Origin of the sequence: Citrobacter sp. KTE30, from assembly GCF_000398825.1 — a bacterium.
Taxonomy (GTDB): domain Bacteria; phylum Pseudomonadota; class Gammaproteobacteria; order Enterobacterales; family Enterobacteriaceae; genus Citrobacter; species Citrobacter freundii.
This window is the reverse complement of sequence record NZ_KB976055.1, coordinates 3,838,248-3,863,452: the sequence shown is the minus strand read 5'-3', so window position 1 is coordinate 3,863,452 and position 25,205 is coordinate 3,838,248. Positions and strand designations below refer to the sequence as shown.

At 52.9% G+C, this 25,205-nt stretch carries 25 protein-coding genes and 1 tRNA gene; 14 read left to right on the top strand and 12 right to left on the bottom strand.

All coding sequences use genetic code 11. The annotated features are described in order from the left end of the window. Positions 1–2 precede the first annotated feature (2 nt). The 7 genes from hybA to hybG are packed head-to-tail and all read left to right on the top strand — an operon-like array spanning position 3 to position 5,445. Positions 3–989: a hydrogenase 2 operon protein HybA gene (hybA, locus tag WC1_RS04875; protein WP_003828357.1), complete on the top strand. Its 987-nt coding sequence runs from the start codon at positions 3–5 to the stop codon at positions 987–989. Further along, entirely contained in the window at positions 979–2,157 is a 1,179-nt protein-coding gene (hybB, locus tag WC1_RS04880) for a Ni/Fe-hydrogenase cytochrome b subunit (protein WP_003024479.1), read from the top strand. Before hybA ends, hybB begins: the two co-directional genes overlap by 11 nt. Beyond that, entirely contained in the window at positions 2,154–3,857 is a 1,704-nt protein-coding gene (gene hybC, locus WC1_RS04885; RefSeq protein ID WP_003024476.1) for a hydrogenase 2 large subunit, read from the top strand. Before hybB ends, hybC begins: the two co-directional genes overlap by 4 nt. Further along, positions 3,857–4,351, top strand: a complete 495-nt coding sequence (locus tag WC1_RS04890; RefSeq protein ID WP_016150977.1) for a HyaD/HybD family hydrogenase maturation endopeptidase — start codon at positions 3,857–3,859, stop codon at positions 4,349–4,351. The genes hybC and WC1_RS04890 overlap by 1 nt, the downstream gene beginning before the upstream one ends. After that, the gene (gene hybE / locus WC1_RS04895; RefSeq protein WP_003024465.1) at positions 4,344–4,832 is read left to right on the top strand and encodes a hydrogenase-2 assembly chaperone; all 489 of its coding nucleotides are present in this window, start codon (positions 4,344–4,346) and stop codon (positions 4,830–4,832) included. Before WC1_RS04890 ends, hybE begins: the two co-directional genes overlap by 8 nt. Next, a complete protein-coding gene (gene hypA / locus WC1_RS04900; protein ID WP_003024462.1) occupies positions 4,825–5,166 on the top strand; it encodes a hydrogenase maturation nickel metallochaperone HypA in 342 nt (113 codons plus the stop codon). Before hybE ends, hypA begins: the two co-directional genes overlap by 8 nt. Positions 5,167–5,196: 30 nt before the next feature. Beyond that, a complete protein-coding gene (gene hybG / locus WC1_RS04905) occupies positions 5,197–5,445 on the top strand; it encodes a hydrogenase maturation factor HybG (RefSeq protein WP_003024459.1) in 249 nt (82 codons plus the stop codon). A 95-nt stretch (positions 5,446–5,540) separates the two neighbouring features. Here hybG and yghU read toward each other — a convergent pair whose 3' ends face one another. Beyond that, the gene (gene yghU / locus WC1_RS04910; RefSeq protein ID WP_016150976.1) at positions 5,541–6,407 is read right to left on the bottom strand and encodes a glutathione-dependent disulfide-bond oxidoreductase; all 867 of its coding nucleotides are present in this window, start codon (positions 6,405–6,407) and stop codon (positions 5,541–5,543) included. Positions 6,408–6,624: 217 nt separating this feature from the next. On the opposite strand from yghU, the gene WC1_RS04915 reads away from it, so the two are divergent. Both WC1_RS04915 and gss read left to right on the top strand, forming a co-directional pair. Next, a complete protein-coding gene (locus WC1_RS04915) occupies positions 6,625–8,913 on the top strand; it encodes an FdhF/YdeP family oxidoreductase (protein WP_016150975.1) in 2,289 nt (762 codons plus the stop codon). A 153-nt stretch (positions 8,914–9,066) separates the two neighbouring features. Next, positions 9,067–10,926, top strand: a complete 1,860-nt coding sequence (gene gss, locus WC1_RS04920; RefSeq protein WP_016150974.1) for a bifunctional glutathionylspermidine amidase/synthase — start codon at positions 9,067–9,069, stop codon at positions 10,924–10,926. A gap of 109 nt (positions 10,927–11,035) precedes the next feature. Here the strand turns inward: gss and WC1_RS04925 are convergent. Together WC1_RS04925 and WC1_RS04930 are read right to left on the bottom strand one after the other, a co-directional pair. Continuing rightward, positions 11,036–11,111: transfer RNA gene (locus WC1_RS04925), tRNA-Phe, on the bottom strand. A 105-nt stretch (positions 11,112–11,216) separates the two neighbouring features. Then, on the bottom strand, positions 11,217–11,924 hold the full coding sequence (locus tag WC1_RS04930; RefSeq protein WP_003838201.1) for a DUF554 domain-containing protein: 708 nt from the start codon (positions 11,922–11,924) through the stop codon (positions 11,217–11,219). Positions 11,925–12,392: 468 nt separating this feature from the next. On the opposite strand from WC1_RS04930, the gene WC1_RS04935 reads away from it, so the two are divergent. Continuing rightward, complete coding sequence (locus WC1_RS04935) at positions 12,393–14,528, top strand: ornithine decarboxylase (RefSeq protein WP_016150973.1); 2,136 nt, start codon at positions 12,393–12,395, stop codon at positions 14,526–14,528. A gap of 52 nt (positions 14,529–14,580) precedes the next feature. On the opposite strand, the gene WC1_RS04940 is transcribed toward WC1_RS04935, so the two are convergent. The 4 genes from WC1_RS04940 to mutY form a co-directional block, all read right to left on the bottom strand. Continuing rightward, positions 14,581–15,837, bottom strand: coding sequence for a nucleoside permease (locus WC1_RS04940; protein WP_003027130.1), 1,257 nt, complete (start codon positions 15,835–15,837; stop codon positions 14,581–14,583). Positions 15,838–16,047: 210 nt separating this feature from the next. Then, on the bottom strand, positions 16,048–17,133 hold the full coding sequence (gene mltC / locus WC1_RS04945; RefSeq protein WP_008321260.1) for a membrane-bound lytic murein transglycosylase MltC: 1,086 nt from the start codon (positions 17,131–17,133) through the stop codon (positions 16,048–16,050). Between the two features lie 86 nt (positions 17,134–17,219). Continuing rightward, entirely contained in the window at positions 17,220–17,489 is a 270-nt protein-coding gene (locus tag WC1_RS04950; protein WP_003027126.1) for an oxidative damage protection protein, read from the bottom strand. Positions 17,490–17,516: 27 nt separating this feature from the next. Beyond that, entirely contained in the window at positions 17,517–18,569 is a 1,053-nt protein-coding gene (mutY, locus tag WC1_RS04955; protein ID WP_032948135.1) for an A/G-specific adenine glycosylase, read from the bottom strand. 160 nt (positions 18,570–18,729) lie between these two features. Between mutY and trmB the strand changes: the two genes are divergently transcribed. The 4 genes from trmB to ansB all read left to right on the top strand — a co-directional run bounded on the left by trmB (position 18,730) and on the right by ansB (position 21,779). After that, positions 18,730–19,449: a tRNA (guanosine(46)-N7)-methyltransferase TrmB gene (gene trmB / locus WC1_RS04960; protein ID WP_003027117.1), complete on the top strand. Its 720-nt coding sequence runs from the start codon at positions 18,730–18,732 to the stop codon at positions 19,447–19,449. Then, on the top strand, positions 19,449–19,775 hold the full coding sequence (locus WC1_RS04965) for a YggL family protein (protein WP_003027115.1): 327 nt from the start codon (positions 19,449–19,451) through the stop codon (positions 19,773–19,775). Before trmB ends, WC1_RS04965 begins: the two co-directional genes overlap by 1 nt. 49 nt (positions 19,776–19,824) lie before the next feature. Continuing rightward, entirely contained in the window at positions 19,825–20,544 is a 720-nt protein-coding gene (locus tag WC1_RS04970) for a YggN family protein (RefSeq protein WP_003838208.1), read from the top strand. Between the two features lie 188 nt (positions 20,545–20,732). Then, entirely contained in the window at positions 20,733–21,779 is a 1,047-nt protein-coding gene (gene ansB / locus WC1_RS04975) for an L-asparaginase 2 (protein WP_003027108.1), read from the top strand. A gap of 115 nt (positions 21,780–21,894) precedes the next feature. Here the strand turns inward: ansB and hemW are convergent, their stop codons facing one another. From hemW to WC1_RS05000, 5 genes are read right to left on the bottom strand one after another with little or no spacing between them, the layout of a single operon-like run. Further along, positions 21,895–23,031 carry a radical SAM family heme chaperone HemW gene (gene hemW, locus WC1_RS04980; RefSeq protein WP_016150971.1) on the bottom strand — a complete coding sequence of 379 codons (1,137 nt, stop codon included), beginning with the start codon at positions 23,029–23,031 and terminating at the stop codon, positions 21,895–21,897. After that, positions 23,024–23,617 (bottom strand): XTP/dITP diphosphatase, encoded by a 594-nt coding sequence (locus WC1_RS04985; protein WP_003027104.1) that lies wholly within the window; start codon positions 23,615–23,617, stop codon positions 23,024–23,026. The genes hemW and WC1_RS04985 overlap by 8 nt, the downstream gene beginning before the upstream one ends. Before the next feature lie 7 nt (positions 23,618–23,624). Next, entirely contained in the window at positions 23,625–23,915 is a 291-nt protein-coding gene (gene yggU / locus WC1_RS04990; protein WP_003027101.1) for a DUF167 family protein YggU, read from the bottom strand. Next, a complete protein-coding gene (locus WC1_RS04995; RefSeq protein ID WP_003027097.1) occupies positions 23,912–24,478 on the bottom strand; it encodes a YggT family protein in 567 nt (188 codons plus the stop codon). The genes yggU and WC1_RS04995 overlap by 4 nt, the downstream gene beginning before the upstream one ends. A gap of 18 nt (positions 24,479–24,496) precedes the next feature. Further along, positions 24,497–25,201, bottom strand: coding sequence for a YggS family pyridoxal phosphate-dependent enzyme (locus WC1_RS05000; protein ID WP_003838215.1), 705 nt, complete (start codon positions 25,199–25,201; stop codon positions 24,497–24,499). Between the last annotated feature and the right edge of the window lie 4 nt (positions 25,202–25,205).

The following is a 25,205-nucleotide window of genomic DNA, read 5'->3' as shown; positions in this document are numbered from 1 at the left end:
CCGTGAACAGACGTAACTTTATTAAAGCAGCCTCCAGCGGGGCATTGCTGTTGGGCGCAGCGCCGTCCATCAGTCATGCGGCTGCAGAAAACCGTCCGCCGATCCCGGGTTCTCTTGGGATGCTCTATGACTCGACGCTGTGCGTAGGCTGCCAGGCCTGTGTCACCAAGTGTCAGGATATCAACTTCCCGGCCCGTAACCCGGAAGGCGAGCAAACTTGGTCGAACAACGACAAACTGTCTCCGTATACCAATAACATCATCCAGGTGTGGCGTAGCGGAACAGGCGTGAACAAAGACCAGGAAGAAAATGGCTACGCATACATCAAGAAACAGTGCATGCACTGTGTTGATCCGAACTGCGTTTCCGTTTGCCCGGTCTCCGCGCTGAAGAAAGATCCGAAAACCGGCATCGTCCATTATGACAAAGACGTCTGCACGGGCTGTCGTTACTGCATGGTCGCCTGCCCGTACAACGTGCCTAAGTACGACTACAACAACCCGTTTGGTGCGCTTCACAAATGTGAACTGTGTAACCAGAAAGGCGTTGAGCGTCTGGACAAAGGCGGTTTGCCGGGTTGTGTTGAAGTGTGCCCAGCCGGTGCGGTGATTTTTGGTACCCGTGAAGAGCTGATGGCTGAGGCGAAAAAACGTCTCGCGCTGAAGCCTGGCAGCGAATACCACTATCCGCGTCAAACGGTGAAAGCAGGCGATACCTATCTGCATACGGTACCGAAGTACTACCCACACCTGTACGGTGAGAAAGAAGGTGGTGGTACGCAGGTTATGGTGCTGACGGGTGTTCCTTACGAGGATTTGGATCTGCCGAAGCTGGATGATCTTTCAACTGGTGCGCGTTCCGAACATGTTCAACATTCCCTGTACAAGGGCATGATATTACCCCTGGCTGCGCTGGCGGGCTTAACCGTGCTGGTTCGTCGTAACACGAAAAACGACCATCACGATGGAGGAGACGATCATGAGTCATGATCCTAAACCGCTGGGCGGAAAAATAATCAGCAAACCGGTCATTATTTTTGGGCCGCTTATCGTCCTGTGTATGCTCCTGATCGTGAAACGTCTGGTCTTCGGATTGGGCTCAGTCTCCGATCTGAACGGCGGTTTCCCATGGGGTGTATGGATCGCGTTTGACCTGTTGATTGGTACTGGCTTTGCGTGCGGCGGTTGGGCGCTGGCGTGGGCGGTGTATGTTTTCAACAGAGGACAATACCATCCGCTGGTACGTCCGGCGCTGTTGGCGAGCCTGTTTGGCTACTCGCTGGGTGGTCTGTCAATCACCATCGACGTCGGTCGTTACTGGAACCTGCCGTATTTCTACATTCCGGGTCACTTCAACGTGAATTCGGTACTGTTCGAAACGGCGGTCTGTATGACCATCTATATCGGCATCATGGCGCTGGAATTTGCTCCGGCTCTGTTTGAACGTCTGGGGTGGAAAGTTTCTCTCAAGCGTTTGAATAAAGTGATGTTCTTTGTTATTGCCCTCGGCGCGCTGCTGCCAACCATGCACCAGTCTTCAATGGGTTCATTGATGATTTCTGCGGGTTATAAGGTGCATCCGCTTTGGCAAGCTTATGAAATGTTGCCGCTTTTCTCGGTATTAACCGCCTTTATTATGGGCTTCTCGATCGTCATCTTTGAAGGCTCACTGGTACAAGCGGGTCTGAAAGGTAACGGTCCGGACGAGAAAAGTTTGTTCATCAAGCTGACGAACACCATCAGCGTGCTGCTGGCGATTTTCGTGGTTCTGCGCTTTGGCGAACTGATCTATCGCGACAAGCTGTCGTATGCGTTTGCAGGCGATTTCTACTCAGCCATGTTCTGGCTTGAGGTCGTGCTGATGGTCTTCCCGCTGGTGGTGCTGCGCGTCACTAAGCTGCGTAATGACTCGCGCATGCTGTATCTGTCTGCGCTGAGCGCATTGCTGGGTTGTGCAACATGGCGTCTGTCCTATTCGCTGGTGGCGTTCAATCCTGGTGGTGGCTACCACTACTTCCCGACCTGGGAAGAACTGTTGATTTCTATTGGTTTTGTGGCTATTGAGATTTGTGCATACATCGTACTCATTCGTCTACTGCCGATACTTCCTCCTTTAAAACAAAACGATCAAAATCGTCATGAGGCGAGCAAAGCATGAGCCAGAGAATTACTATTGATCCGGTAACCCGTATTGAGGGTCATTTACGCATCGACTGCGAAATCGAAAATGGCGTGGTATCTAAAGCATGGGCTTCCGGCACCATGTGGCGCGGCATGGAAGAGATCGTGAAAAACCGCGATCCGCGCGATGCCTGGATGATTGTGCAGCGTATCTGTGGCGTTTGTACGACCACTCACGCTATCTCTTCCGTTCGTGCAGCAGAAAGTGCGCTGAATATTGATGTTCCGGTGAACGCACAGTATATCCGTAACATCATTCTGGCCGCGCACACCACGCATGACCACATTGTTCACTTCTATCAGCTGTCTGCGCTGGACTGGGTGGATATCACCTCTGCCCTGAAAGCTGACCCAGCGAAAGCATCTGCCATGCTGAACGGCGTGTCCTCCTGGCACCTGAACAGCGCAGAAGAGTTCACCAAGGTTCAGAACAAGATCAAAGATCTTGTTGCCAGCGGTCAGTTAGGCATTTTTGCTAACGGTTGCTGGGGTCACCCGGCAATGCAACTGCCGCCGGAAGTGAACCTGATTGCGGTCGCTCACTATCTGCAGGCGCTGGAATGCCAGCGTGATGCCAACCGCGTTGTGGCGCTGTTGGGCGGTAAAACGCCGCACATCCAGAACCTGGCGGTAGGTGGGGTTGCTAACCCGATTAACCTCGACGGTCTTGGCGTGCTGAACCTTGAGCGTCTGATGTACATCAAGTCTTTCATTGATAAGCTGAGCGACTTCGTTGAGCAGGTTTACAAGGTTGATACTGCGGTCATTGCTGCGTTCTACCCTGAATGGCTGGAACGTGGTCAGGGCGCGGTTAACTACCTGAGCGCGCCGGAATTCCCGACTGACGGTAAAAACGGCAGCTTCCTGTTCCCGGGTGGTTACATTACTAATGAAGATCTGTCGACCTATCGTCCGATTACCTCTCACTCCGATGAGTACCTGATCAAAGGGATTCAGGAGAGTGCGAAACACGCGTGGTACAAAGACGAAGCGCCGCAGGCTCCGTGGGAAGGTACAACGGTTCCTGATTACACCGGTTGGTCAGATGACGGCAAGTACTCCTGGGTTAAAGCACCGACCTTCTACGGTAAAACGGTTGAAGTGGGTCCGCTGGCCAACATGCTGTGTAAACTGGCGGCCAAACGTGAGTCTACTCATGCCAAGCTGAATGAAATCATCGCGATTTACACCAAGCTGACCGGTAAAACTATCGAAGTGTCTCAGCTGCACTCTACGCTGGGTCGTATTATTGGCCGTACCGTTCACTGCTGTGAACTGCAGAACGTTCTGCAGGATCAGTACAACGCGCTGATCGTGAACATCGGTAAAGGCGACCACACCACCTTCGTGAAACCGGATATTCCGGCAACGGGCGAATTCAAAGGTGTTGGTTTCCTCGAAGCGCCACGCGGTATGCTGTCTCACTGGATGGTGATTAAAGATGGCATTATCAGCAACTACCAGGCGGTTGTACCGTCAACCTGGAACTCTGGCCCACGTAACTTTAATGATGAAGTGGGACCGTATGAGCGCTCGCTGGTAGGTACGCCGATTGCCGATCCAAACAAACCGCTGGAAGTGGTTCGTACCATTCACTCCTTCGATCCTTGTATGTCATGTGCGGTGCATGTGGTGGACGTTGACGGGAACGAAGTGGTCTCAGTTAAGGTTCTGTAATGCGGATATTAGTCTTAGGGGTCGGCAATATTTTGCTGACCGACGAAGCCATCGGAGTACGTATCGTTGAGGCATTAGAGCAACGGTACATCCTGCCAGACTTTGTTGATGTTCTGGACGGTGGTACGGCTGGGATGGAGCTTCTCGGCGATATGGCGAACAGAGATCATCTGATCATTGCTGACGCCATTGTGTCGAAGAAAAACACGCCAGGAACGATGATGGTCCTGCGGGATGAAGAGATCCCGGCGCTGTTTACCAACAAAATCTCTCCGCACCAGCTTGGCCTGGCCGACGTTTTGTCGGCCCTGCGTTTCACCGGAGAGTTTCCGAAAAAGCTGACGTTAGTCGGCATTATTCCGGAATCACTGGAGCCGCATATCGGGCTAACGCCAACGGTCGAAGCGATGATTGAACCTGCGCTTGAGCAGGTTCTTGCTGCGCTTAGCGAATCAGGTGTTGAAGCGATCCCTCGGGAGGCGGCTCATGTCTGAGGAGTTTGTCGGTTTTCAGACGGCCCCGAAGATGCAGATTCAGGCAGCGTTTGAAGAGGTTGCCCGGCGTTCGATGCACGATCTCTCTTTCTTGCACCCGAATATGCCGGTATATGTCTCTGATTTTACGCTGTTTGAAGGGCAGTGGACGGGGTGTGTTATCACACCCTGGATGCTCAGCGCACTGATTTTCCCTGGACCAGACCAGGTCTGGCCGGTACGTAAAGTCAGCGAAAAAATCGGGCTGCGTCTGCCGTATGGCGAGATGACCTTTACCGTTGGTGAACTGGAGGGCGTATCACAATACCTTTCCTGTTCACTGATGTCGCCGCTTTCGCACAGCATGTCTGCGCAAGAAGGTGTGCGCCTGACTGACGATTGTGCGCGAATGCTGTTATCGCTGCCGGTGAGCGATCCAAATGCGCCGCAGCTCAATCGCCGCGCGCTGCTGCTGGGTCGTCGGAACTGCGAAAATGCATGAGCTGTCCCTTTGTCAGAGCGCGGTTGAGATTGTTCAACAGCAGGCAGAGCAGCACGGTGTCAAACGTGTAACCGGCGTTTGGCTGGAAATCGGGGCGCTCTCCTGCGTTGAAGAGAGCGCCGTGCGTTTCAGTTTCGACATCGTCTGTCAGGGGACGCTGGCGCAAGGGTGTGAGCTGCATATTGATTACAAGCCAGCCCAGGCATGGTGCTGGGATTGCAGTCAGGTTGTGGAAATCACCCAGCATGATGCGCAGTGTCCACATTGTCAGGGGGATCGTCTGCGAGTTGATGCGGGCGATTCACTGAAAGTGAAAAGTATTGAAGTCGAATAACCCATAGGTTGCTATGGGGCGGAGTCAGATATGTGTATTGGAGTCCCTGGTCAGGTTCTGGCCGTTGGTGAAGATATTCACCAGCTTGCGCAGGTTGAAGTGTGCGGCATCAAACGTGATGTCAATATTGCCCTGATTTGTGAAGGTGATACGGCTGAGCTGGTCGGGCAGTGGGTGCTGGTGCACGTAGGGTTCGCCATGAGCATCATTGATGAAGATGAAGCTAAAGCCACGTTAGACGCACTTCGCCGTATGGAGTACGACGTCACCAGCGCGTGATTTTGTGCCGGATGGCGGCGCAAACGCCTTATCCGACCTACGGCATGACATCTTTGTAGGCCTGATAAGACGCCCCGGCGTCGCCATCAGGCATTTTAAGCCTGGCGCTTATCTTCGGTATTGGTATCGAAGTCGCTGGCTTCATGGCGTTCATGAAGCTGCTCGTTCAGAGGTCCGTTGGTGCGGTTCACAATACGACCACGCTTAACCGCCGGACGCGCCGCAATCTCTTTTGCCCAGCGCTGCACGTGCTTGTAGCTTCCTGCATCAAGGAACTCTGCCGCGTCGTACACGTTACCCAGAACCACATTGCCAAACCACGGCCAGACTGCCATATCGGCAATGGTGTATTCATCTCCGGCGACAAACTGATGCTGCGCTAACTGTTTATCCAACACGTCAAGTAAGCGCTTGGCTTCCATGGTGAAGCGATTAATCGCGTATTCAATTTTAACCGGCGCATAATTATAGAAGTGACCAAAGCCACCGCCAAGGAACGGAGCAGCACCCTGTAACCAGAACAACCAGTTTAGCGTTTCAGTACGTTTTGCCAAATCCTGCGGCAAGAAATAACCATATTTTTCCGCCAGATAGAGTAGGATTGCGCCAGATTCAAATACGCGAACCGGTGGGTTTTGCGAGTGGTCACGCAGTGCCGGGATCTTCGAGTTCGGATTCACCTCAACAAAGCCGCTGGAAAACTGATCTCCATCGCCGATGCGGATAATCCAGGCATCGTATTCCGCGCCCTTCACGCCCTGCGCCAGCAACTCCTCCAGCATAATCGTCACTTTCTGCCCGTTTGGCGTACCCAGCGAATAGAGCTGCAGGGGATGCTTGCCAACCGGCAGCGTTTTCTCGTGTGTAGCGCCGGAAACAGGGCGGTTGATATTGGCGAATGCGCCGCCGTTCGATTTTTCCCACGTCCAGACTTTCGCGGGCTGATAGGTATTGTCTGACATAGTGACCTGCCTTCTGAGTGGTTGTTTGATGCAGTGTAGCAGCCAGGTAGAACTGAATTTAACAGATTGGGACTTTATGCCGTTTTGTGCTGAAAGGGGAAGATAAATCTAACCCGTTCATTGTACCTGGCCCGTACTCCATGAAGAGGAAATCATTGTTGCACGGAAATTGCTACCGTATTCACCATCAAAAATTGGCGGTGAATAAGCAGTAATAATGAAAAAGGGTGTTCCAGGAGTAAGCGGTTATCAGGGCCCGGCGGGTGGGTGGGGCGCGGTAAAAGCCGTCACTGCTTCGCTGTTTTCGCAAAAGGCTGTCGCCCGCGACATTATCGCGATGTTTAAAATGAACCAGGTGAAAGGGTTCGACTGTCCGGGCTGTGCATGGCCGGACCCTGGCCATCGGGCACCGATGGAGCTGTGCGAAAATGGCGTTAAGGCGGTTTCCTGGGAGACAACCAACAAGAAAGCGTCACCGGAATTTTTCAGCCGTCATCCGGTTTCTACACTCTGGCATTACAGCGATTATGAGCTGGAAAACATCGGTCGTTTGACGCATCCAATGAAATACGATGCCGCATCAGATACCTGGCAGGCGGTGGATTGGGATATCGCCTTCCAGGAAATCGGGGAGCGTCTGCGCAGTTATGATTCAGCCCAGCAGGTTGAGTTTTACACCTCCGGCAGAACGTCAAATGAGGCAGCGTTCCTGTATCAGCTGTTTGCCCGCGAATATGGCAGCAGCAACTTCCCTGATTGCTCAAACATGTGCCACGGACCGACCAGCGCAGGGCTAACGCCGGCCATTGGCCTTGGAAAAGGAACCGTTGAACTTGAGGACTTTGACCACTGCGATCTGGTGATTTGTATCGGGCATAACCCTGGCACTAACCATCCGCGCATGCTGACCACCTTACGCGACGTTGCCAAACGCGGGGCTAAAATTATCTCCATTAATCCGCTGAACGAAAGGGGGCTTGAGCGCTTTAGCTTCCCGCAAAGCGCGAAAGAGATGTTCACCGGTCAGGCGACGGCGCTGAGCAACGACTACTACCAGGTAAAAATGGGCGGTGACGCTTCGCTGCTCAAAGGCATCATGAAAGCGCTAATCGAAATGGACGAAGCGCGGATCTTATTGGATCAGCAGCCGACGCTCGATCATGCGTTTATCGAAGAGCATACCGCTGGATATGCTGCGTTGTATGATGACTTACGCCAGCGTAGCTGGGCGGAGCTGGAACAGGACTCGGGTCTGACGCGCAGTCAGATGGAAGATCTGGCGCACAGCTACAGTAAATCCCGCGCCACGATTGTTTGTTACGGCCTGGGCATCACCCAGCATAAAAACGGCACTGAGAACGTCCAGCAACTGGTAAACCTGCTGCTGCTGAAAGGCAATATAGGTAAGCCTGGGGCGGGGATCTGCCCGTTGCGCGGTCATTCTAATGTGCAGGGCGATCGTTCTGTGGGGATCAACGAAGCGGCGTCCGAAGATTTCCTGCAACGCCTTGAGACGTATTTTTCTATCCGTGTTCCGCGCAAACATGGTCGTTCCAGCGTGGAGAGTATTCGGGCCATCGAGCGGGGCGATGCAAAAGCACTCATCTGCATGGGTGGCAATCTGGCGGTGGCGATGCCCCAGCCGCAGCGTACCTTTGCGGCGATGAAAAATCTGGATCTGCAGGTCCATGTGGCGACCAAACTGAACAGATCGCACCTGCTGCTGGCAAAACACAACTATTTGCTCCCCGCGTTGGGTAGAACCGAGCGCGATCTGCAAGCTACGGGCATTCAGTCTGTGACCGTCGAAGACTCGATGTCGATGGTCCACGCGTCCTGTGGCGCGCTGAAGCCGGCTTCCCGCTGGCTAAAATCCGAGCCTGCGATTGTGGCGGGCATGGCGCGCGCAACGCTGCCGCTTTCGCCGATCAACTGGGAAGCGTTAACCGGGGACTACGGGTTGATCCGTGACGCCATTGAAGCCGTGATCCCGGCGTTCCACGACTACAACGCCCGTATTGCTGAACCGGGCGGGTTTCGTATGGATACGCCTGCTTCGCGCCGTGAATGGCGAACGGAGAATGGCAAAGCCAACTTTATCGTCAGCCATCAGCGGGCGGTAGAGCGGGAGAACCAGCCTGCTGCTGCGCTTGTGCTGGCGACGCTACGCAGCCACGATCAGTACAACACCACGATTTATGGTATGAACGATCGCTATCGTGGCATTACCGGCCGTCGGGATGTGGTGTTTTTAAGCGCTGAAGAAGCGATGAGCCGCGGTCTGAGCCAAGGTGATGTGGTCAACGTTCAGGCGCTGGACGACAACGGTCAGCCCTGCGCGGATCGCATCATGTACGGTTTAACGGTGGTGATTTACAACATGGCGGCGGGCTCAATTGGCGCGTATCTACCTGAAGCGAATGTCCTGCTCTCGTTGGACGCGGTGGATACACAAAGTTTGACTCCGGCCTATAAAAGCGTACCGGTAATCCTTACTCAGGTGTAGTTCCTGTTGTGAATTTTTCGCCTCTGAGCGCCAGCCGCTGCGTTGAGGTGTATGATGATGTCGACCTCTGTCCGGTTAGTGTCGCAGAGCAGGCAATCAGAGCGAAAAATTCACGCCAACCTGCTCAGGCTGTATTGTTTTGAGGTAAGGTGCATGAGCAAAGGAACGACCAGTCAGGATGCCCCATTCGGGACATTATTGGGCTACGCCCCAGGTGGCGTAGCAATCTACTCTTCAGATTACAGCTCCCTCGACCCGCGGGACTACGACGATGATGCGGCATTTCGCAGCTATATCGACGACGAATACATGGGCCACAAATGGCAGTGCGTAGAGTTCGCACGCCGCTTTCTGTTCCTTAACTATGGCGTGGTCTTCACCGATGTAGGCATGGCCTGGGAGATCTTCTCCTTACGCTTCCTACGTGAAGTGGTGAATGACAATATCCTGCCGTTACAGGCATTTCCCAATGGTTCACCCCGCGCACCGGTAGCAGGCGCGTTGCTTATCTGGCAAAAAGGCGGCGAATTTAAAGATACCGGGCATGTGGCGGTCGTTACCCAGTTGCTGGAAAACAAAATCCGTATTGCCGAACAGAACGTGCTCCATACGCCGCTGCCTCCCGGACAGCAGTGGACCCGCGAGCTGGAGATGGTGGTTGAAAACGGTTGCTACACCCTGCGGGATACCTTTGACGACACCACCATCCTTGGATGGATGATCCAGACCGAGGATACTCGTTACAGCCTGCCGCAGCCGGAGATCGCCAGTGACTCGCTGAAAATTGGCGGCGCGCGACTGGAAGATAACGGGCAGTTTGACGGTAAATGGCTGGATGAACAGGATCCGCTGCAAAAAGCCTACGTGCTGGCGAATGGGCATGTGATTAATCAGGATCCGCATCAGTACTTCACCATTACCGAAAGTGCCGAACAGGAGCTGATCAAAGCCACTAACGAGCTGCACCTGATGTACTTGCACGCGACCGACAAGGTGCTGAAAGACGATAACTTGCTGGCGCTTTTCGATATTCCGAAAATCCTCTGGCCGCGCCTGCGCCTTTCCTGGCAGCGTCGCCGGCATCATATGATCACGGGTCGTATGGATTTCTGTATGGATGAACGCGGACTGAAGGTGTATGAGTACAACGCCGATTCCGCCTCGTGCCATACCGAAGCTGGCTTGATTCTCGAAAGATGGGCTGAGCGGGGCTACACAGGGCAGGGACACAACCCGGCTGAAGGGTTGATCAACGAACTGGCGGGTGCCTGGAAGCACAGCCGCGCACGTCCGTTTGTCCACATCATGCAGGATAAGGATATCGAAGAAAACTATCACGCGCAGTTTATGCAGCAGGCGCTGCGTCAGGCTGGGTTTGACAGCAAAATTCTGCGTGGCCTCGATGAGCTATGTTGGGATGATGCCGGTCAACTGATTGACGGTGACGGCCGCCTGGTGAACTGTGTCTGGAAAACCTGGGCGTGGGAAACCGCGATTGAGCAGGTGCGAGAGGTCAGCGAAACGGAGTACGCCGCGGTACCAATTCGTACCGGGCATACGAATCAGGAAGTGCGTTTAATCGACGTGTTGCTGCGCCCGGAAGTGCTGGTCTTCGAACCTCTGTGGACGGTGATCCCAGGCAACAAAGCGATATTGCCAATCCTCTGGCAGCTTTTCCCGCACCACCGCTATCTGCTTGATACCGATTTCACTGTTAATGAAGAGCTGGCACAAACCGGTTATGCGGTGAAACCCATTGCAGGACGTTGTGGCAGCAACATCGATCTGGTGAGCCATCAGGAAGAGCTACTGGATAAAACCAGCGGTAAGTTTGCCGAGCAGAAGAACATTTATCAGCAGCTTTGGTGTCTGCCAAACATTGCCGGTAAATATATTCAGGTTTGTACCTTCACCGTAGGCGGTAACTACGGCGGTACCTGCCTGCGCGGCGATGAATCACTGGTGATTAAAAAAGAGAGCGATATCGAACCGCTGATTGTGGTGAAGGAATAATCGCAACCCCCTGTGGTGGTGATGTTACTACCACGGGGTTATTTGATGGGAATAATTTTAGAAATACTCCAAAGCAAAAACCCGCCTTTTGGGCGGGTTCTTTGAATAGTGGTGCCCGGACTCGGAATCGAACCAAGGACACGGGGATTTTCAATCCCCTGCTCTACCGACTGAGCTATCCGGGCAACGAGGCGCATTAAACCCGATTCACTTCGTTTCGTCAACGAAATTTCTTCAAATCAATGCAGACTGCACAATCTATCACCACATTGTTGCTATTGCACGCATTCTCAGGCAAAAAAAGCCGTCCACGCTGCGGAAAGCGGCATTGCCAGTAGAAGGGCAGGAAGCATATTCACCACCGCAAACATTTTAATGCCACAAATCCGCAAACCGGTTGCAAGTAGCAACAGTCCGCCTACAGCGCTGAAATCGGCCATCATGGCTGGGGTTGTCAGCGGTAAAATCAGAGCCGCACAGGTGGCAAGCGTCAACTGAATTGCCAGCATCGGTATGAAAATGGCAGACACGGCGATCCCTAGCGAGCAGGCGAAGATAATAGCGGTGAAGAAATCGAGAAATGACTTGGCGATTAAAATATTAGGATCGCCGGTCATCCCTTCATGGATCGCCCCGAATATCCCGGTCCCGCTGGCGCAAAACAACACGATGATCGCCACATAGCTTTGGATAAAGGATTCGTGTGTTGCATTGGCATCCGATTTGGTGAAAAGCTGTTGCGCTTTGGCAACCGCGGCATTGATTCCTTTTTCCAGATGGCAGAATTCGCCAATTAATGCACCGATCAGTGTCGCCAGAACCATCACCGGCAAGTTAACGCATTTGATAACCAACAAGATACCAATTCCCAACGAGCACAACCCGAATATTGAGGTCATTGAGATCCGAATACGTTCGGGTAAGTGCTGACTGAGCAGCGCGCCGAGAACACCGCCTAATAAAATGGCGCTGGCATTAATAAAGGGTCCGATTACCACGTTTGCTCCTGCATACCCATTATCGTCTTGATGTTAAAGGCAACTGTTTGGGTGAAATTATGTTTCAGATTGCATTATTATGCCGCTATTGTCAGACGAAATGCTTGTTTATCTGTGAGGTTTAAGCACAGGATTTTATCTTGCGCCAGTAGGTGAAAGGTGCCATGATTGCGCGAATTTTCTCCTGTCTGAATGGGGCTGCCTGGGATGACATTACTCCCCCTACATCGCCTTCAACATCGCCTTTTTGCGCGACGTTCGCCCCTTCCTGCGACTTATCTTCACGCTCTCACCATGCGGTGAGGGCAGCGTACGCTCACTGCAGGATAACAGTAAGATCAGAGGCTATCTGCTTTTACTGATGTCTGGCGGTCGGGGCTGGTAACCAGTTTGACCCGTCATTTCGTGGGCAAAGCAATGCGGCTTTGCCCGGGACTTTTGATTTTCCCGAAACGGGTTATTGCGCTTATGAAATCAATGAAAATTGCCGCCAGTGGTGAACTGGCTTCTCGTCTTTCCAGCCATCGCCAGGTGGTTGCGCTGGACAGCACCGATTTTACTGACGTCGCGGCAGTCGTCATTACCGTTGCGGACAGCCGCAGTGGGATCCTGGCTTTGCTGAAACGCACTGGTTTTCATATACCGGTGTTTTTGTTCGCAGAGTCTGATGTCGATGTACCTGCGGGCGTTAACGCGGTGATTTGCGGTCAGGCTCAGGACTGGCTGGAGCTGGAGTCTGCTGCCTGTCAGTATGAGGAAGAGTTGCTGCCGCCGTTCTATGACACCCTTACCCAGTATGTCGAAATGGGGAACAGCACGTTTGCCTGCCCGGGGCACCAGCACGGTGAGTTTTTTAAGAAGCATCCGGCGGGCAGACATTTCTATGAGTTCTTTGGCGAGAACCTGTTCCGCGCGGATATGTGCAACGCTGACGTTAAGCTGGGCGATCTGCTGATTCATGAGGGATCAGCGAAACATGCGCAGAAATTTGCCGCGAAAGTTTTTCACGCGGATAAAACCTACTTTGTGCTGAACGGAACCTCTGCGGCGAATAAAGTGGTCACCAACGCGCTGCTGACGCGCGGCGATCTGGTGCTGTTTGACCGCAACAACCATAAGTCCAACCACCACGGTGCGCTGATCCAGGCAGGCGCGACGCCGGTTTATCTGGAAGCGGCGCGTAATCCGTTTGGCTTTATTGGCGGTATTGACGAGCACTGCTTTGATGAGGCGTATCTGCGCCAGCAACTGCGTGACGTTGCGCCGCACAAGGCTGACCAGCCGCGCCCGTTCCGTCTGGCAATCATTCAGCTTGGTACCTATGACGGTACGATCTACAACGCCCGGCAGGTGATCGACAAGATCGGTAGCCTGTGCGATTACATCCTGTTTGATTCTGCCTGGGTTGGCTACGAGCAATTTATTCCGATGATGGCCGATGGGTCACCGCTGCTACTGGAGCTCAATGCTGACGATCCGGGGATCTTTGTCACCCAGTCGGTACACAAACAGCAGGCCGGATTCTCGCAAACCTCGCAGATCCACAAAAAGGATAACCATATTCGTGGTCAGGCGCGATTCTGCCCGCATAAGCGTCTGAACAATGCGTTTATGCTGCATGCTTCCACCAGCCCGTTTTACCCGCTGTTTGCGGCGCTGGACGTGAACGCCAAAATACATGAAGGCGAGAGCGGTCGTCGGCTATGGGCGGAGTGTGTGGCGCTGGGGATCGAGGCTCGTAAAGCGATTATTGCCCGCTGTAAGATGATTCAGCCGTTTATTCCTCCGGTAGTTGATGGTAAGCCGTGGGAAAGCTATCCGACGCAGGTGATTGCCAGTGAGCGCCGCTTCTTTAGCTTTGAACCGGGTGCTAAATGGCATGGTTTTTCCGGCTACGCGCGCGACCAGTACTTCGTTGATCCCTGCAAGCTGTTGTTAACTACTCCGGGCATTGATGCGCAAACCGGGCAATATACTGAGTTTGGTATTCCGGCGACGATTCTGGCGCATTACCTGCGTGAAAACGGCATTGTTCCGGAGAAATGCGACCTTAACTCGATTCTGTTCCTGCTGACCCCGGCAGAAAGCACCGAGAAACTGGCGCAACTAGTGGCGATGCTGGCGCAGTTTGAGCAGCATATTGAGGACGATACGCCGCTGGCAGATGTGCTGCCCACCATCTTCAACAAGTATCCGGTACGCTATCGGGATTACACGCTGCGTGAACTGTGTCAGGAGATGCACGATTTATACGTCAGCTTTGATGTGAAGGATCTGCAAAAAGCGATGTTCCGACAGGAGAGTTTGCCTGCCGTGGCGATGAACCCGCAGGATGCCAACAGCGCCTTTATCCGTGGTGATGTCGAACTGGTGCGTATTTGTGATGCCGCAGGTCGCGTTGCGGCAGAAGGTGCGCTGCCTTATCCTCCAGGTGTTCTGTGCGTGGTACCGGGCGAAATCTGGGGCGGGGCGGTGCAACGTTATTTCCTGGCGCTGGAAGAGGGTGTTAACCTGCTGCCGGGCTTCTCGCCGGAGCTGCAAGGTGTTTACAGTGAAACGGATGCAGACGGTATTAAGCGTCTGTATGGATATGTTGTGAAGTAAGCGCAAAAAAAACGGGTTACCTTTTGGCAACCCGCTTTTCTCTGCGTAAACGTTAGTGCGCGATAGTTTGGGTGCCTGCCGGAACGCGTACGTGTTTATATTTAAACAGCGCCACGAAGGCAAAAGCCAGAACCAGCGAGTAACCTGCGAAGATCAGCCACACGGTCTGCCAGTCGGTAATACCGTTCAGCGTATAGTGTTCAACTACTTTACCGCTCACCAGTCCGCCCAGAATACAACCGAAGCCGTTGGTCATCATCAGGAACATACCCTGTGCGCTAGCGCGGATTTCAGGACGAACTTCTTTCTCCACGAATACCGAGCCAGAGATGTTGAAGAAGTCGAAGGCGCAGCCGTAAACAATCATCGACAGAACCAGCAGCACGGTACCGAACGGTGTCGGATCGCCGTAGGCAAACAGGCCGAAACGCAGCATCCACGCCACAATACTGATAAGCATTACATTCTTAATACCGTAACGGCTCAAGAAGAACGGGATGGTCAGGATAAACAGCGTCTCGGAAATCTGCGAGATCGACATCATCACCGAGGCGTGTTCAACGATGAAGCTACCGGAGAACAGTGGGTTGTTATCGAAGCTGTGCAGGAAGGTATTACCGAACATATTGGTAATCTGTAGTTCCGCGCCCAGCATCATTGAGAAGATGAAGAAAATCGCCATGCGCTTGTTTTTAAACAGCGCGAAAGCATCCAGGCCCAGCATGGACGACCAGCTCTGGTTTTTCTGCTGGTTAGCCACCGGAATATGCGGCAGCGTCAGCGTGAACAGCGCCAAAACAACGGACAGCGTTGCACCGATATACAGCTGCATATGACTCAGCTCGAAGCCGGAGAAGCTCACGCCCCACATCGCCATGATAAAGCCGATAGTGCCCCAGATACGGATTGGCGGGAAGTCCGTTACGATATCCATCCCGGCTGACTGCAGGCGATAGTAAGAAATGGTGTTGATTAACCCCAGCGTTGGCATATAGGCCAAAGAGTTAAGCAAGATCACAAAGAACATCGCGCCTGGGGTGGTGACTTCGGCTGCGGCGAACAGCGTTGCTGCACCGACCAGGTGACAAATGGCGTACACCCATTTCGCACTGATCCATTTGTCGGCCACGATCCCTAACAGCGTAGGCATAAACACGGCGGCGATCCCCAGCGAGCTATACACTGCGCCAATGGATGCACCATCGAATTTTAGGGTGACAAACATATAGGAGCCGAGGGTAGTGAGCCAACTACCCCATAAGCAGAACTGCAGAAACGAGAGCACTTTCAGCTGCAGCTTAAGATTCATGTTAATTTCCTCACACCGTAATGCGGATGAATGTTTTAAAAGGCACATTTGCCGGGGCTTGATGATGTGATTCTATCAACGAGGGACACTCTTTTTTTGTTACCTGTGACAAATATTTGCAAACAATTTCTGATTGCAAAGCAAAAGAGTGATGGAGTTAACACTTTACCCTCTTCCGGGCCCCGTTTACGGGGCAGAAGAGGGGATATATTAGCGGCGTCGATATGATTTTTGTGCGGAATTGACCTTGTAAAGGTATCGGCGTGATTCAGCCGACGGATGTCGGGTAGTCAGCGTTTGATAAACGTCCCCCGGGGTCATGCTGTTGATAATATTCGCTGCCTGGATTTTATCGTTCGAGAAAACACGCAGCACGCTGCCCGCACCGCCGTTATATGCCGTGATCACCGCGTAGCGACGGGACGTTGGATTATCAATGCCGCCTAAATAGACATTGTTGAGCATAGCCAGATAGGCGGTACCGGTATCAATGTTGCTGGCCGGGTCAAACAGGAAGCTACGGCTCGGTGTGCCGGAGCGCCCTTGCGAGCGAAACACATCTTTCCCGGCGCTGTGCTGTACCACCTGCATCAGTCCCAGCGCATCGGCATGGCTGACCGCATATGGGTTAAATGAGGATTCGGTTTGCATGATGGCCAGAATCAGCGACTCATCGACGCCATACTTACGCGAAGCCTGACGCACCATGCCGACGTATTTATGCGCGCGCTTATCAAGGTGGTTCGGTACCAGGTTGATCGTCACGCTATAGATGATGCGAATACCATTGCTGCGGCTTTTCAGGCGTGTTTTCAGCAGATAGTCAGCGAAATTGGTGGCACGTCCCTCCCAACGAATGGGCTTGCCGGTATTATCGACCACCTGCCCGTACAGGAACGGCTCTTTGGAAATCTTAATGTCGTCGACATCGGAATAGAGGTCGATAGAACCTGGATCATCCCCCATCAGCAATGTCTTGATAATCGCCCGACGCAGGTGTCCGGCGGGATCTGTCCCGGCAATGGTCTCGACGGTTATCGTACCGTCATCAAAGTTGATATGGCTGCGGGTTTGATACTGATCGGTATACTTTACGTAGTCCTTTGGACCCGCAATCAGCACTTCCTTAAATCCCCACAAATTCTCAATGTTATGGGCAAATTGCCCCATCAGAATATCAAAACCGTTGGTATCCTTGACCCAGGCTTCGTTATAGGAATCGCCTTTTTTGGTCGAACTGGAACAGGAGATGAGCAACGGCGCAATAACGGCAAGCGCGAGAAATTTTTTCATCATTCCGGGAGTGCGTGTTGTGTTTGTTATTTGCAAGGACCAGAGTAAATCGTAGGCCGGATAAGCGCAGCGCCATCCGGCAACGGTTCTTAAGACTCTGGTGTATAGCCTTCAATATGGACGTCTTTGCCTTCAAACAGGAAGTTGATCATCTCCTGCTCAAGCAGTTTACGATGCTCAACGTTCATCATATTGAGCTTCTTCTCGTTAATCAGCATGGTTTGCTTATGCTGCCATTGCGCCCATGCTTCTTTAGAAATCTCGTTGTAGATGCGTTTCCCCAGATCGCCCGGGTACAGCTGAAAATCCTGGCCTTCTGCTTCGCGTTGCAGGAAAGTGCAAAAAATCGTTCTGCTCATAAAAAATCCTCTCTATCGACCGGTACGTTAAACGTGTGTACCGGCACGTAATTGCTGTAACAAACGCTCCACGGGAGCCGCCAGTCCGACCGACGGCGGTTGCGCTAAGTTATACCAGAGCGCGTTGACTTCATCCATGCATGAGCCGAATGAAGACACAGGAAGCCACATAGGCACAATGTCTAAGTGGAAATGGCTAAAGGTATGGCGAAACGCATTAAGTTGGGTCAGATTATCTGCGTTAATTTGCCGTTGCGCCAGCCAGTTGCGCAGTCCATCTTCGTCGTCAAACTGTGGAAAACAGTATAAACCACCCCATAAGCCGCTGGGCGGTCGCTGTGCGAGCAGCACTTCGTCATCATGCTGCATCAGTAAAAAATAGCCCGTTCGTTCCGGCAGCGTTTGCTTGGGTTTTTTACCCGGGTACAACGCCCAGCTTGCATTGGCGCTGGCCACACAGCCATTTTCCAACGGACACAGCGAACATTTAGGTTTTGAGCGCGTACAGACCATGGCGCCTAAATCCATCATCGCCTGATTAAAACGTTCAACGCCATGGGCGGGCGTCACCTGCTCGCTCAACTCCCACAGCTTCTTTTCGACCTCTTTTTTACCCGGCCAGCCGTTTACAGCATAACAGCGAGCCAGCACGCGTTTGACGTTACCGTCGAGAATCGGAAAATGCTGACCCAGAGAGAGGGAAAGGATCGCGCCTGCGGTTGAGCGACCGACGCCAGGTAGGGCGGCCACCTCATCAAAAGTTTGCGGAAATATACCACTATGTAGCGTGACAACCTGCTGCGCGGCTTTATGCAGATTACGCGCTCGGGCGTAATAACCCAGCCCGGTCCACAAATGCAGAACCTCATCCAGCGGCGCATGGGCTAAATCCGTTACCGTTGGGAAGCGCGCCATAAAGCGCTCAAAATAAGGGATAACGGTCGCAACCTGAGTTTGTTGCAGCATTACCTCAGAGAGCCATACTTTGTAAGGCGTCTTATCAATTTGCCAGGGCAGCGTTTTCCGCCCGTATTTGTCGTACCAGCTCAATACCTGAGCCGAGAATTGAGACGCTTGCATGATTACCGTTTCATTATTGCCGGGGGCAAGATTGCAGCACAGCGGCAACAGGGTGTAAACCGGAACTTTCCGCTGCTCACTTTCTTCCTTTACTTGCATCCGGCAACTAACTTTGGATAATGCCCGTTTTCAGAACTCAAACACAGCAGACTAAACTTTTATGAAGAACGACGTCATTTCACCGGAATTTGATGAAAACGGCCGCCCTCTGCGCCGGATTCGTAGTTTTGTTCGTCGCCAGGGGCGACTGACCAAAGGGCAGGAACACGCGCTGGAAAACTACTGGCCGGTGATGGGCGTTGAGTTCAGCGAAGAGCCTGTAAATTTCGCAGAACTGTTTGGCCGTGATGCGCCAGTCACGCTGGAAATCGGTTTTGGTATGGGAGCGTCGCTGGTCGCAATGGCGAAAGCGCGTCCGGAACAGAATTTCCTTGGCATTGAGGTTCACTCGCCGGGCGTTGGTGCGTGTCTGGCTTCAGCCCATGAAGAGGGTGTCGAGAACCTGCGCGTCATGTGCCATGATGCCGTTGAAGTCCTGCATAAAATGATTCCTGACAATTCTTTATCTATGGTTCAGCTGTTTTTCCCTGACCCGTGGCATAAAGCACGTCATAATAAACGCCGTATCGTTCAGGTACCGTTTGCTGAGCATATCTTAAGTAAGCTGAAGCTGGGCGGCGTATTCCACATGGCAACCGACTGGGAAGCTTATGCGGAACATATGCTGGAAGTGATGTCCTCCATTGACGGGTATAAAAACCAGTCCGAGAGTAACGATTATGTACCGCGCCCACAATCGCGCCCGGTAACCAAATTTGAACAACGTGGTCATCGTCTTGGCCACGGCGTATGGGACTTAATGTTCGAGAGGGTGAAATAATGGCAAAGAACCGTAGCCGTCGTCTGCGTAAAAAGATGCACATCGAAGAATTCCAGGAAGTAGGATTTTCGGTTGCATGGCGTTTCCCGGAAGGTACATCTGGAGAGCAGGTCGATCAAATCGTTGATGACTTTATCAATGAAGTTATCGAACCGAACAAGCTGGCTTTTGACGGCAGCGGCTATCTGGCCTGGGAAGGTCTGATCTGTCTGCAGGAAATCGGCAAATGCACCGAAGAACACCAGGCAATCGTGCGTAAGTGGCTGGAAGAGCACAAACTAGAAGAAGTGCGTACCAGCGAACTTTTCGATATTTGGTGGGACTAAGTAGCACAGGGTCGGCAAATGCCGGCCCGATTTGTCTTGAGGGAAAGATATGATGCGCAAAACGCTGCTGGCGGCAGTCCTAACGTTCACGGCGATGGCCGCACATGCAGATTACCAGTGCAGCGTCACCCCGCGTGACGATGTGATTTTGAGCCCACAAACGGTGCAAGTGAAGGGTGAGAACGGCGACCTGATTATTACCCAGGCCGGCGATGTCACCTTCAACGGTAAACAGTACAGCCTGAACGCCGCACAGCGTGAGCAGGCCAAAGATTATCAGGCGGCGTTGCGTAGCAGCCTGCCGTGGATTGACGAAGGTGCCAGAGCGCGCGTAGAGAAAGGTCGCGTGGCGCTGGATAAAATCATCGCCAAAGAGGTCGGTGAAAGTAGCAACATGCGTGGCCGCTTAACCAAGCTGGATGCGCAATTGAAAGAGCAGATGAACCGTATCATCGAGCATCGAACTGATGGCCTGACCTTCCATTATAAGGCGATTGATCAAGTCCGCGCGGACGGACAACAGCTGGTTAATCAGGCGATGGGCGGTATTTTGCAGGACAGCATCAACGAAATGGGTGCCAAAGCCGTACTCAAAGGCGGTGGTAATCCGTTGCAGGGTGTGCTCGGTAGCCTTGGTGGCTTGCAAACCTCAATTCAAAACGAATGGAAGAATCAGGAACAAGACTTCCAACAGTTTGGCAAAGATGTTTGTGCCCGCGTCGTGACGCTGGAAAACGATCGTAAAACGCTGGTTAGCACTCTGAAATAATCTTCACCTCTTTTTAACGGCGCAGAAACATTCTGCGCCGTTTTATTTTGTATATTTCTGTTTTTTTGATATCCATCTCTAAGAATGGCAATTTGGTGGAGATATAAATCTGGTTAATTGGAACTCGTCACATTATTCATCTGTAGGATAGACATAATGCTGCAAATTCAAGTAACTGGAGAAATAACATGGAGTTTTTCAAGAAAACGGCACTTGCCGCACTGGTTATGGGTTTCAGCGGCGCGGCGCTTGCACTGCCAAACATCACCATTTTAGCGACCGGTGGGACGATTGCCGGCGGTGGTGATTCCGCGACAAAATCTAACTACACGGCAGGCAAGGTTGGCGTAGAAAATCTGGTTGAGGCCGTACCTCAGTTGAAAGATATCGCTGTCGTTAAAGGCGAGCAGGTGGTGAACATCGGCTCCCAGGATATGAATGACGAAGTCTGGTTAACGCTGGCCAAAAAGATTAATACCGAGTGTGATAAAACCGACGGCTTCGTGGTGACACATGGTACGGATACCATGGAAGAAACCGCCTATTTCCTCGACCTGACCGTCAAGTGCAACAAGCCGGTCGTGCTGGTCGGCGCCATGCGTCCATCTACGGGTATGAGCGCTGATGGCCCGTTCAACCTGTATAACGCAGTGGTAACTGCCGCAGACAAAGCCTCTGCCAACCGCGGAGTGCTGGTGGTGATGAACGACACCGTTATGGATGGTCGCGACGTGACTAAAACTAACACTACCGACGTTGCTACCTTCAAATCCGTTAACTACGGCCCGTTGGGTTACATTCATAACGGTAAAATCGACTACCAGCGTACGCCTGCGCGTAAGCACACCACGTCTACTCCGTTCGATGTTTCTAAGCTGACCGAGCTGCCGAAAGTTGGGATTGTTTACAACTATGCTAACGCCTCCGATCTGCCGGCAAAAGCACTGGTAGATGCGGGTTACGCAGGGATCGTTAGTGCAGGTGTAGGTAACGGTAACTTGTATAAAACCATTTTCGATACGCTGGCAACCGCCGCGCATAAAGGTACCGTTGTGGTGCGTTCATCTCGTGTACCAACGGGTGCCACCACGCAGGATGCAGAAGTTGATGATGCAAAATACGGATTTGTGGCTTCAGGTTCCCTGAACCCGCAAAAAGCACGTGTTCTGCTGCAGCTTGCGCTGACTCAAACCAAGGATCCTAAACAGATCCAGGAAATGTTTAATCAGTATTAATGACTGAAGGTGGCTGCGCTCATCGACCTAACCCTGTAGGCCTGATAAGCGCAGCGCCATCAGGCAATTTGCCGGATGCGGCTCAAGGCCTTATCCGGCCTACATCGTTACCGTATTACTCCGCCAGAAACAGCTCCAACAGAGAGTTCAAAAACAGCTTACCGTGTTGAGTAATCTGCCAGTATTCATCGCATTCACTCAGGTAGCCCTGGGAAATAGCCTCATCGATCTGTCGACGAATAACGTCCTCGGTAAGCCCGGTATATTGTCTGAACTCCGCGCGAGGCGCGGCCTCAAGCAACCGGAAACGGTTCATAAAGAACTCGAACGGCTTATCGGCTTCGGCGACATCACGCTGGCTTTCGAGATAACGCCCTTGCATGTAGCCACGCGGATGCCGCGTTTTGGTGGTACGCAGAATGCGCCCGTCCGGGAACGTAATTTTGCCATGCGCGCCGCAGCCAATACCGAGATAGTCGCCAAAACGCCAGTAATTAAGGTTGTGCTGACACTGATAGCCCGGCTTTGCATAGGCTGAGGTTTCGTACTGTTGATACCCGGCGGCGGTCAGCAACTGGTGGCCTTGCTCAAAAATATCCCACAGCGCATCATCGTCTGGTAAAACAGGCGGTCGGGAACCGAACAGCGTGTTGGGTTCGATGGTCAACTGATACCAGGAAAGATGCGGTGGATTGAGCGCGATGGCCTGCTGTAAATCGCCCAGCGCCTCTTCCAGCGTCTGATCTGGCAAACCATGCATCAGGTCGAGGTTAAAGCTGCGTAGCCCCAGACCGCTCGCCAGGTGTGCTGCTCGTTTGGCTTCTTCCGGCCCGTGAATACGTCCCAGACGCTCGAGTTTGGCGGAGCTAAAGCTCTGTACGCCAATTGAGATACGGTTTACGCCAGCGCGTTGATAATCAACAAAGCGATCGGCTTCCACCGTCCCGGGATTCGCCTCCATGGTGATTTCTGCATCTGCGGCCAGATTCAGCCGTGCGCGCACGCCGTCGAGCAACGCTTGCATTGCCGGGCCAGAAAGCAGGCTCGGCGTACCGCCACCGATAAAAATCGTCTTTACTTCGCGCCCCTGGGCGTGGGCCACCTCAGTATCCAGATCGCTCAGCAGGTGCTGAACATAGTCGTCATGAGGAACCTCGCCCTTAAGCGCATGCGAGTTAAAGTCGCAGTACGGGCATTTCTGCACGCACCAGGGGATGTGAATATAAAGACTTAGCGGCGGAAGGTTAACCATTACGCAGGGCATCCAGCAGCAGCTTCAGTGCCTGTCCGCGGTGAGAAATCGCACTTTTTTCTTCGCGGGTCAGCTCAGCAGCTGTTTTTCCTTCGGACGGCACAAAAAAGATTGGGTCGTAACCAAAACCACCGTTTCCGGCCGGTTCACGGGTAATCACGCCCGGCCAGCTTCCGTGGCACACTAAAGGCGTGGGATCGTCCGCATGGCGCATATACACCAGCACGCAGTGGAATTGCGCCTGACGCTGGTCATCCGGGACATCCCGCAGGGTGTGCAGCAGTTTTTCCAGGTTCTGCTGATCGGTCGCATCTTCGCCGGAATAGCGGGCTGAATAGATACCCGGCGCGCCGCCAAGGGCATTTACTGCCAGGCCGGAGTCATCAGCAATGGCTGGCAAACCCGTAATTTGCGCGGCATGACGCGCCTTCAGAATGGCGTTCTCAATAAACGTCAGCCCGGTCTCTTCTGCAGAATCAACACCCAGATCCGTTTGGGCAACAACATCAAGACCGAAATCACTCAGAAGAGAGGCGAGTTCACGCACTTTACCGGCATTGCCGGTCGCGAGGACAACTTTTTGCATGGGATACCTAATCAGTTAGCGCCGCAATTTCGGGCGGGATCTGTTGCGGATGAATAATTTTAACCTGTTTGTGACGACCAAGCTCGCCCTTCTCAATAACGACCTGGCTTTTCGCTACGCGGAACTGTTTGCCGAGAAACTTCACCAGATGGCTGTTGGCTTGTCCATCGACCGGCGGGGCGGTAATGGCGACTTTAACTTCGTCGCCATGTAAACCCACAATACTGTCACGGCTGGCTTTCGGCTGAATATAGAGCCGTAAAACCAGACCGTCGTCGCAGGGTGTAACGGCACTCATAGCGCCATCCACAGCCCCGGCAGCAGTATGTTGCCTGTCGCCTGTAACACTTCTGCGATACCCATGTTAATGACATAGAGCAGCAGAACCAGAATCATTGGGGAGAAATCGATCCCGCCCATGCCTGGAAGTATGCGACGGATAGGACGCAACAGCGGATCCGCCAGTTGAATCAGCACGTACTCCACCGGGCTGCGGCCCTGGCTGACCCAGCTCATAATCGCCATTACCAGCAGCACCCAGAAAATCAGCAGCCCAATGGTCTTCAGGACAATCAGCACGGCGGCGATCCAGATGATCGGCTGGAACGTGACCACCTTAAATAGCACGATGGCTTTGATAAAGCTGAGAACGAGCGCGACTAATGCTGATGCGCTGTCAATGGGCCCCATTGGCGGAATAATACGGCGTAACGGCCCAATAATGGGCTGAGTGATTTTCACAATAAACTGCGAGAACGGGTTGTAGAAATCGCAGCGAGACCATTGCATCCACACGCGCAGCAGCAGCGCCATGGTATACAGCTCAATTACCGTTGAGAGCAGGAAGGTCAACGTATTCATGGTGTTCCTTAATTTTCCTTATTTTTTAGTGTAATCACGAGCACCAAAAATGGCAGTGCCGATGCGCACCATCGTGCTACCCGCCGCGATAGCGGCATCCATATCATCAGACATCCCCAGCGAGAGCGTATCGATATTTGGATAGCGTGTTTTCAACCCGGCAAATGCTACAGCCATTTGCTGTGCAACTTCAAACTGCCTTACATAATCTGACTCAGGAGCGGGAATAGCCATCAAACCACGCAGGGTAATGCGCGGCAGCGCAGCGACTTCAGCGGCCAGGGCATCAAGCTCTGCCAGCGGAATCCCTGACTTACTGTTCTCATCGCTGATATTAATCTGGATCAGCACATTCAGCGGCGGCAAGTCTGCCGGGCGCTGTTCGCTCAGACGGGCAGCGATACGTAGACGGTCGATCGTATGGCACCAGTCAAAGTGCTCGGCGACCAGACGACTTTTGTTGGACTGCAGCGGGCCGATAAAGTGCCACTGCAGATCGTTGACGCCTTTTTCCTGAAAGTAGCGGATTTTATCCACCCCTTCCTGGACATAGTTTTCACCGAAGGCACGCTGCCCTGCGGTAATGGCTTCTTCGATGGCGCTCGCAGGTTTGGTTTTGCTGACTGCAAGCAACATAACTTCTTCTGAAGACCGCCCGCAACGCGTCGCGGCGGCTGAGATTTTGTCCCGGACATGTGCCAGGTTATGCGCGATATCGTTCATTTTC